This window comes from Nocardioides sp. (assembly GCF_036401255.1).
In the GTDB taxonomy this organism is placed as follows: Bacteria; Actinomycetota; Actinomycetes; order Propionibacteriales; family Nocardioidaceae; genus Nocardioides.
On sequence record NZ_DASWVI010000033.1, the window covers coordinates 1 to 8,784 of the forward strand.

The window sequence follows — 8,784 nt, forward strand, 5'->3', positions numbered from 1 at the left end:
GACGCCGCCCGGCGCAGGTAGACGTTGTCGGTGTCGGCGGACAACAACCGCAGCGTGAGGTCGGCGGCGGCCCGGTCCGGCACCTCGGCGAGGAGGTTGAGCACGGGTGCGACGACCTGCGCGTCGGGGGCGGTCACGAACCGGCCGATCGCCATCATGAGGTGCTGACGGGCGACCGGGTGGCCGATGAACGCCGCCGCGGCTTCATATCGGCGTACGTATCCGGCGCCCACGGCGCGGCCGAGCTCGTTGACCAGCTGGTGGGTCACCTTGGCCCACTCGCGGTCGCGGAGGAAGACCCGGTCGTACCGGTTGAGCTCGTCGGTGAGTCGCAGCCAGTGGGCGCCGGTCGCCGCCCCCTGCTCGCCGCGATCGAGCAGGGTCTCCACCTCGGTGTTGTTCAGTGCCTTCTCGTGGGCGGGGTTGCGCCGCATCGTGGGGCCGGTCTCGAAGGAGCGGCGCAGCCCGTTCGCCACCGCGACCAGGCAGCCGGCCGGGAGGCCGAGCACCGACTCGTACGTCGCGGTGACCGCGGCCGAGAGCGGCTGCAGGCCCGACTCCCATCGAGACACCCGGGAGGCGTCCACCGGGAGGCCGCGTTCCTTGAGGGCCGCGATGAATCCGTCGCGTCTGGCCAGGTCGGGATCGGGCCCGAGCAGCCGGGTCACGGTGAGCAGCCACGCGATCCGCTGGTCGCACCCGACCTGGCCGGATCCGAGCGAGTGCGGGTCCTCGGGCAGCCGTTGCGGCCGTCCGCGTCGCCGTGCCGGTGACGGGCCCCGCTCCACTGACATGATCCCCCGATCGTCGGGTGTCGTCCGTAGTGCGCCCCTGCCACCCAGGACCATTTATTGCAGGTTTCCGGCACACCTGCAACAACAACACCGTGATCCACGCAACGTCCCTAATGTCCTCCGTGGCACTCGGGATCCGTATGCGAGCGCCGAACACGGGGCTCTCGGGCCTCATGTAAGGGACGGGGGATCTTCCCGGTCCATTCACTCCGGAAGGAAACACAGCATGAACAGCAGCGGCATCAAGCGGGGACTGGCCAGCACGGCCGTCGCCGCCCTGGCGGTGACGGGCCTTCCGTTCCTCGCCTCCACGGCGTCTGCGACGCCCCTCACTGACGACATGGGCGCAACGGACGTTGTGCTGTACGCGCCTCAGACGGTCACGGTCTCCGCGAAGAACGACGGCACCAACACCAGCATCTCGCTCTTGGCCGGCGGTGGCTCTGACGTCAACGCCATCTCGTTCCAGTACGACAACGACGCGACCGCGGCCGCCAACTGGGTTGACGTTCCCGGCGGCCCCGTTGCCCGCGGCGCCGACGGCGCGTTCGGCCTCGACTGGACCCCGGCTGCCAGCACGGTCGTCGACCAGATCCGCGCCGTCGCCAACGTGGGCACGCCGGCGGTGCAGGACGTCACCCTGGACAACACCGCTGCAACGGTGGAGCTGAGCTCGGAGGGCGCCCTCGGCGTGTTCCAGAGCCCGTACACCGGCGTCGGCGAGCCCGCGGGTGAGTACGTCGCCGTCAACGGCACCACCTCGGACACCACTGTCTCCGTCGAGGCTCGAAGCCAGCTCGCTAACATCACCGCTCCGGGTGCGGACGTCACCGACACCGTCGACGCCGACAGCGACCCCGCCACGCCGCAGACGTTCAACTCGGTGCTCGACATCGACGGCTACGTGTACTCGGCCGGCACGGAGGCGAACCAGCTGGTGATCGGGGCCAACGCGACCGCTACGGACGACGCCGAGGCGTCGACCCTGTACGTGCAGCAGATCGCGAACATCACCGTCACCCCGGTCGCCCAGGAGACCTCCACCACTGGGAAGGTCACGGTCAAGGTCACCGACCAGAACGGCAAGCCGATCGCGAACGCCCAGATCGGTGAGTTCGACGACCAGGGCACCGCATCGACCGCCGACGACGTCTCCACCGTTATCGACTACACCAATGCCGCTGGCGAGCTCGAGATCACTGGCCTCGCCGCCGGCTCGCACGTGTTCTACGTCAACACGACGGACAACGACGTTTTCGAAAGCGGCACTGACAAGTCGGCCACCGCAACGGTGACCACGTACACGCCCACCCTGTCGACGGTGACCATCGTCAACGAGCGGAACCGGTCGAACTACGACCAGGACGAGCTCAGCAACAACGACGACTTCACCATCGAGACCCGCGACCAGCGCGGCAACCTCATCGACGAGACGCTCGCCGGAGACGACGTCCAGTACCGCTGGATCATTGACCCGTCTGGCGCTGGCGACACCGTCACGACCGCCTGGACCGGGGCCGCCGACACGACGCCGGCCGGCACCTACACGGTGGCGAACCCGACCGACGCGGACTTCCCTGGCGGTCTGCCGGATGGCTCCTACACGCTCGAGGCTCGGCGCCCGAACGTTGGCGGCACCGGCCTCACGAACGCTACGCCGCTTACGGTCCAGGCCTCCGAGTCGGACATTGCGTACGACGAGGGCACCGAGGCGAACGCCCCGATCGAGGGTTCGACCACCATCACTGGCGCGCTCTCGAACAAGGGTGGCGGTCTCGCGGGACGTCACATCACGGTCACCTACACGCCGGGCGTCGACTCGCGTCTCGCGCCGACCGCTGAGCAGCCCGCCGGCGTGACGGTCACCGGCAACACGGCGACGCTGACCACGGGTGCGGACGGCAAGTTCTCGCTCAAGGTCACCGACCCGGCCGGTCCCGTTGTGGTGCCGGACGTTCCCGAGGACGCGACCTTCGCGGCACTGGCCGACGCTGAGGCGAGCAGCGCTGCTGGCGCTCCTGTGGGTGCGTCGCTCAAGGGTGACCTGGGCGCCGACGGTGACACCGAGGCCGCCTCGGCTCCGAACGCTGCCCAGCCGAACGCGCACCAGGCGCTGACGATCCACTGGGCCGCCGCCCCGGCTGTGGCCGCTATCGAGGTCAGCGTTCAGGAACTGGACGGCCAGGCCGCGCCCGGTCGCCCCGTCGACCTGGACGTGGTTGTCCGCGCTGAGGACGGCGTGAACGACGGCGACACGAGCAACAACCCCGCCCTGAAGGACTTCCCGGTCGAGTTCTCGGTGAACAAGGGCTTCCTGAGCCCGAACGCCGAGACGGTGAACGACCTCGACCTGGCTGACGGCCACGACGCGGTCGGCGACCTCTGGGGCTTCTTCAAGAACGACGGCACCAGCAAGACCGTCTCGACCGGTGACGCGGCCCAGGCCGGCGCCGTCGCGGCGATCGAGAAGGACTCGGACTTCGACACCGACGGACTCGCCGAGATGACCATCACGGTGAAGGCGGGCGACAAGACCGTCACCAAGACCGTCGAGTTCGACGCCTCCAACGTTCTGAACCTCACCCAGGGTGAGCTCAAGCGCGCTGCTGGCGAGCCTTCCGGGGACGTCAACACGGGTGACTCGGTCGAGTTCAACCTCTACACCTACGACCAGTTCGGCAACGTTGTCGGCAACCTCGACGCGGACATCAGCGACGACTCCGCCGTGGCGGACTTCCAGACGGACGGTGACTTCGGCACCACGCGTACGGACTACACCGTCTCGGGCGCCGGCATCCGGGCGTTCTCTGACGCTCCCGCCACGCAGACCCTGATGGCTCGTGTGGATGGCAACGAGTCGCTCGTTGGCGCGAACGAGTCTCAGGCGAGTGACAACAACGACACCCTTGCGGTTTCCTCGGCGCCGATCAACTGGGTCCAGGGCACGCCGCCCAAGGTCGACGCTCAGCTCGTCGTGACCGGCAAGGGTGCCAAGGTCGACCGCATCAAGGCCAACGCGATCAGCAAGGCGGCCGGTGCCAAGGCGACCCTGTGGAAGAACGGAAAGAAGGTCAAGGCCGGCGTCCTCAACGACAACGGCAACCTGGTCTTCCGCATCAAGGACCGCAACGGCAACAAGGTGACGAAGTACGTCGTCAAGATCGGCGCCACCACGCTGACCTTCGCCGACCGCGGCGTCACCCGCGTTCGCTGATCCGGTAGCTCAACACGGAGCGGGCTCCGGGACAGAAGAGTGACTGTCCCGGAGCCGGCTTCCCCCGGGGGCGCTGCTCCCGCAACCCCCGAGTTCCACATCTGAACCAAGTCGGGACACACAGACGCGGTCCGGGCCATTCTCTGTTTGCCGCTGCGCGAGAATGGTCCGGACCGCCTGTCTCACCCTAGGGCAAGCGGTCCCGCAAGCCCGGCAACCAAGCGCCACCGAAACGGTGGCGCTTGTCGCATGTCTGGACCGATCGGCGTGGTTTCGAGGCTCCTCGCTGGCGCTCGTCGCACCTCAACCACCGTGCGCGGCGGTAGCGCGCCTTCCTCAACCACCGTGGGGCATCGGCAGGGACACGATCCAGCGGCGACGGGGGTGCTCGGTGACCGTCCAGAGCCGGCGGCCGTCCGCGGAGACCGCGAGGTCCTCGGGGCCCATCGGCAGCGCCCAGCGGCGCTCGCGGAACGCGCCCGGGCGCCCGGTCCACAACGACCCCGGCGTCCACTGGCCGTGCGACGCACTCAGGGCGTAGGAGTCGCCCACCGCCACCGCTCCCTGCGCGCGCACCACGCCGCCGTCGACGAGCTCGAACGCGTCGCCATCGGGGGAGAGGTGGGCGAGCCGTCGGGTCTGACGGTCGTTGCCGTACTCCCCGACGACCAGCCGCGCCGGATCCGACGGTGACACCGACACGAACGAGAACCGCAGCGGCTCACCGTCTCCGGCGTCGGCCGCGATCCGGTGCCGCACCGGCAGCACGTAGCCGTCGTGCGTGTGCAGGACGTCGTCGGTGTCGCCGACCCAGAGCCCGGCGCGCGTCGCGGCGACGTACAGCCGCCGGCCGCTCCACGCGAGCCCGCCGGCGTGCACCCGCAGCGGCTCGTAGCCCTCGCGCGTGGGCCGCACCAGCGTCACGTGGCGATAGCGGCGCGACCGCAGGTCGAGGACGCTCAGCCGCGAGCCGCCGGACGTGGCGTACCACGTGACCCCGAGGACTCCGGGCTCCGGCGCGGGTGACACGCCCTGGGGCCACCAGCGCGGGTCCCACCGGTCGTCCGCGTCCCAGGTCCACGCCCGGTGCCGCGAGAGGCAGGGCGCGAGCGTACGCCGCAGCCGCCGGTCGAGGTCGCCCAGCACCGCCGCGAGACCCACGCGCCCGCCGTACCGGCTCGCGAGCGCCTCGCCCTCGGCGGTCAGGTCGTCGACGCGGGTGAGCTGCACCCGGGCCACGGTAGCGTCGGGGCCGTGGCGGAGGTCGTGGGAGCAGCGATCCTGCGCGAGCGCCGCGTGCTGGCGGCGCGGCGTACGTTCCCCGCCGAGGCCGCTGGCCGGTGGGAGTTCCCCGGCGGCAAGGTCGAGGAGGGCGAGACGCCCGAGGCCGCGCTGGTCCGCGAGATCCGCGAGGAGCTCGGCTGCGCCATCGAGTTGACCCGCTGGCTCCCGGGCGAGGTCGCGATCGGCGAGCGACACGTCCTGCGTGTCGCACTCGCCAGCCTCGTCGGCGGCGAGCCGCACCCCCACGAGCACGACGAGGTCCGCTGGCTCGGCCCCGGCGACCTGGACGACGTCGACTGGCTCGACCCCGACCGGCCGTTCCTCACCGACGTCGCCGACGCGCTCGGCGGCGACGCCCTGGGATGATGGGCGCATGCGCGGGATCTTCTTCGACGAGGACGACGCCCGGGAGGTGGTCGCCCGGCTGAGCGCCGACGGCTACGACGCCCACGTCGAGCGCGAGCGCCTCGCCGGCGAGGACGACGACGAGGACCATCCCTGGGCGGTGCTCACCGACGCCCCGGCGATCGTGCTGGAGGTGCTCGTGGACCGGTACGACGGGTGGCTGGACGCCGACGAGCCCGCGCCACCGCCGGCACCGCTGGACCTGCCGACGGCGCCGCGCAGGATCAAGCGGTCGTAGCGCACGCCTGGCCTCGAGGCATCCGCTCCCCGATGGTGTCCCGGGCGATCACCCGACCACGTCGATCGGGCAGCGCGGGCCACTCGCAGACGCGAGCCGCCGGTCTGCGGTGACGAGCGTGGCCTCGAGCCGCTCCGCGAGGGCGACGTACGCCGCGTCGTACGCCGTGAGGTTGTCCCGCAGCTCCCACACGCGGGGAAGCAGAGACGCCAGGGGCATGCGGCGCAGCGGGAGACCCGCGAGGTGCCGCAGAGCTGCGGGCGCCGCCGCCTCGATGGCCGGTCTTCCCCTGGCCAGGCCGCGGAGTGCCGACACAACCTCGGCATCGACGTGGGCGGGGGCGAACAGCGCGTCACCGGCGCGCAATCTCGCCACCACCGCGTCGTACCGCAGGTCCTCGGCCACGTAGAAGGCCGTCAACACGGACGCGTCGACCACCGCTCGACTCACGAGGCCTCCCGCACCTCCCGAACCGCCGCGACGGCGTCGTCGACGGTGACACCTGTTCCTCGCGGCGGCGTGTACTCGTCGAGGTAGTCGCCCAGCCGCGTCAGTTGAGCGACCTCGCTGAGCCGGTCCACGACGAAGGCCGAGAGCGATTGCCGGTTCGCTGCGGCGGCGTCGGCCAGGGCAGCGTAGACGTCGTCGGGCACGTCGCGCAGGTTCATCCGCTTCATGGTGCCATCGTGGCACCACGACCCCCGAGGGGCAACCGCGGTGCCGCCGCGTGCCGTGGAAGATCGCGGAGGTCCGCCGGGTTGAGGCTTCGACGGGCTCGACGACCGGGTCCGCATGCCGACGACCTCCCTAGGATTCCGACCATGACTGCTGACCAGCGTCTCCTGCTCGTGCACGCCCATCCCGACGACGAGTCGATCGGCCAGGGCGCGACCATGGCGAAGTACGCCGCGGAGGGACGCGGCGTCACGCTCGTGACCTGCACCGGCGGCGAGATGGGCGAGATCCTGGTCCCCGAGCTCGAGCACCTGGCCGCCGACCGGGAGGACCGGCTCGGTGAGCACCGCCGCGGCGAGCTGGCCGCCGCGATGGAGGCGCTGGGCGTCACCGACCACCGCTACCTCGGCGGCTTCGGGACCTACCGCGACAGCGGCATGAAGTGGCACGAGGACGGCCACGCGATCCCGGCAGACCTGCCAGAAGATGGAAAGGGCCACGAGAACGCCTTCTGGCACGCCGACCTCACCGAAGCCGCCGACCACCTCGTCGAGGTGATCCGCGAGGTGCGGCCCCAGGTGATGGTCACCTACGACCAGTTCGGCGGCTACGGCCACCCCGACCACATCCAGGCCCACCGGGTCGCGACGTACGCCGCCGCGCTGGCCGCGGTGCCGTCGTACCGCCAGGACCTCGGCGAGGCCTGGGACATCGCCAAGATCTACTGGGGCGCGATGTCGGAGAGCCGGATGCGCGCCAGCCTCCGGGCGCTGCGCGACGCGGGCGACTCGACCACGTTCGAGGGCATGGACCCCGACGGTCCGCTCCCACCGTTCATCACCGCCGACGACAACCTCGCCGCGGTCGTGGACGCCCAGGACTACGTCGAGCACAAGATGAACGCGATGCGCGCCCACGCCACCCAGATCACCACCGACGGGCCGTTCTTCGCGCTGTCCAACAACGTCGGGTCGGTCGCGTGGGGGCTGGAGTTCTTCCGGATCGCCAAGGGGCAGCGCGGCGAGCTCAACGAGGACGGTCTCGAGACCGACCTGTTCGCCGGGCTCTGAGCGAGTCCCGGGTGCGGGTCCTCGCGGCCGCCGGCCTGCTCCTGGCCGGCGCGGTCACCGGCGTCGCCACGGTCGCGCTGCACGACCTGGGCTGGGGGCTCGCGCTCGCCCTCGCCGCCACCGCCGCCGCGGTCGCCGCGCTGCCCGCAGGCTGGTGGGCGCGGCTCGCGTTCGTGGCCGGCTGGGATCTGATGATCGGCTGGCTGGCGTTCCCGCGCCCGGAGGGCGACTACGTGATCAGCCAGGACGCGCAGGGCTACGCCGTCCTCGGCACGGCCCTGGTGCTGATCGTCGTCGGCATCGCCACGCTGCCGCGTCCGCGACCGCGTGAGTCACGAGGAGCGCAGGGGGAGGCGGCGAACGCGCAGACGGCCGCGGGAGATCGAGACGACCGCGCCCACTCCTAACTCCTCCTCAACCGTGGGGAGGTTGGCTGCGAGGAGTGCCGCTTGCGCACGGGGCGCCAGTGCATCCGCCGACCTGAAGAGCACCAGTGAGGGCGTGCTCTTGCCGGTCAGGGCGAGGATCGTGGCGAAGTCGGTGTCAGCGGAGACGATCGCAGCGCCCTGGCCGGTCGCGAACGATGCGATCGCCTCGTCGGACGCGGTGCCGAGCCCGTGGTCTTCGACATGGGACGCGTCGTAGCCGTCGGCTCTCAGCTGCTCGGCGACGACCGGAGACAGGTTGGCGTCGATCAGCAGCTTCATGCGGCGACGAACGGAAAGTCGCGCTGGATCGACTCCGTGGCGAATGCCAGCGCGGCCAAGACGTCTTCTCGCTCCAGGTACGGGTAATCGCTCAAGATGTCGTCGACGGACCGACCCGCAGCGAGCTGTCCGAGCACCGCCGTCACCGTGACACGGGTGTCGCGGATCGTCGGCGATCCGGCCATGCGTGTCGGGTCGACCGTGATGCGGTCAGTGGACATGCGGACAGTCTAGGCGAAGTCAGCCTCCTAGGATGGCGCCCGTGACCTCGCCGCAGACCGCCCCTGCCCGGGAGAAGGAGGGCGGCAAGGTCGTCCTGCTGACGATCGTCGGGCTCGTCCTGTTGGCGGCCGCGGCGTACGCCGCCCTGTACCTCGTCGCCGGCGACAAGGTGCCG

11 protein-coding genes are annotated in these 8,784 nt (G+C 70.7%); 5 read left to right on the forward strand and 6 right to left on the reverse strand.

Going from position 1 to position 8,784, the window contains the following annotated elements; genetic code table 11:
* Window positions 1–794 (reverse strand): hypothetical protein (locus tag VGD85_RS01255; RefSeq protein WP_331061635.1); only part of this gene is annotated, 794 nt, incomplete at its 3' end.
* Window positions 795–1,020: 226 nt separating this feature from the next.
* Here VGD85_RS01255 and VGD85_RS01260 point away from each other — a divergent pair.
* Window positions 1,021–4,008 (forward strand): hypothetical protein, encoded by a 2,988-nt coding sequence (locus tag VGD85_RS01260; RefSeq protein ID WP_331061636.1) that lies wholly within the window; start codon window positions 1,021–1,023, stop codon window positions 4,006–4,008.
* Window positions 4,009–4,344: 336 nt separating this feature from the next.
* On the opposite strand, the gene VGD85_RS01265 is transcribed toward VGD85_RS01260, so the two are convergent.
* A complete protein-coding gene (locus tag VGD85_RS01265; RefSeq protein WP_331061637.1) occupies window positions 4,345–5,238 on the reverse strand; it encodes a hypothetical protein in 894 nt (297 codons plus the stop codon).
* A 24-nt stretch (window positions 5,239–5,262) separates the two neighbouring features.
* Between VGD85_RS01265 and VGD85_RS01270 the strand changes: the two genes are divergently transcribed.
* Window positions 5,263–5,658: a (deoxy)nucleoside triphosphate pyrophosphohydrolase gene (locus VGD85_RS01270; RefSeq protein ID WP_331061638.1), complete on the forward strand. Its 396-nt coding sequence runs from the start codon at window positions 5,263–5,265 to the stop codon at window positions 5,656–5,658.
* 7 nt (window positions 5,659–5,665) lie between these two features.
* Complete coding sequence (locus VGD85_RS01275; protein WP_331061639.1) at window positions 5,666–5,935, forward strand: hypothetical protein; 270 nt, start codon at window positions 5,666–5,668, stop codon at window positions 5,933–5,935.
* Between the two features lie 48 nt (window positions 5,936–5,983).
* Here the strand turns inward: VGD85_RS01275 and VGD85_RS01280 are convergent, their stop codons facing one another.
* The gene (locus tag VGD85_RS01280; RefSeq protein WP_331061640.1) at window positions 5,984–6,373 is read right to left on the reverse strand and encodes a type II toxin-antitoxin system VapC family toxin; all 390 of its coding nucleotides are present in this window, start codon (window positions 6,371–6,373) and stop codon (window positions 5,984–5,986) included.
* Between the two features lie 8 nt (window positions 6,374–6,381).
* A complete protein-coding gene (locus VGD85_RS01285) occupies window positions 6,382–6,612 on the reverse strand; it encodes a hypothetical protein (RefSeq protein ID WP_331061641.1) in 231 nt (76 codons plus the stop codon).
* 144 nt (window positions 6,613–6,756) lie between these two features.
* On the opposite strand from VGD85_RS01285, the gene mshB reads away from it, so the two are divergent.
* Together mshB and VGD85_RS01295 are read left to right on the forward strand one after the other, a co-directional pair.
* Window positions 6,757–7,680 (forward strand): N-acetyl-1-D-myo-inositol-2-amino-2-deoxy-alpha-D-glucopyranoside deacetylase, encoded by a 924-nt coding sequence (gene mshB, locus VGD85_RS01290; RefSeq protein WP_331061642.1) that lies wholly within the window; start codon window positions 6,757–6,759, stop codon window positions 7,678–7,680.
* An 11-nt stretch (window positions 7,681–7,691) separates the two neighbouring features.
* Window positions 7,692–8,087, forward strand: a complete 396-nt coding sequence (locus VGD85_RS01295; RefSeq protein ID WP_331061643.1) for a hypothetical protein — start codon at window positions 7,692–7,694, stop codon at window positions 8,085–8,087.
* Here the strand turns inward: VGD85_RS01295 and VGD85_RS01300 are convergent.
* Window positions 8,013–8,387 (reverse strand): DUF5615 family PIN-like protein, encoded by a 375-nt coding sequence (locus VGD85_RS01300; RefSeq protein WP_331061644.1) that lies wholly within the window; start codon window positions 8,385–8,387, stop codon window positions 8,013–8,015. The two genes, VGD85_RS01295 and VGD85_RS01300, sit on opposite strands and share 75 nt — an antisense overlap.
* Window positions 8,384–8,608 carry a DUF433 domain-containing protein gene (locus VGD85_RS01305; protein WP_331061645.1) on the reverse strand — a complete coding sequence of 75 codons (225 nt, stop codon included), beginning with the start codon at window positions 8,606–8,608 and terminating at the stop codon, window positions 8,384–8,386. The genes VGD85_RS01300 and VGD85_RS01305 overlap by 4 nt, the downstream gene beginning before the upstream one ends.
* Window positions 8,609–8,784 lie beyond the last annotated feature (176 nt).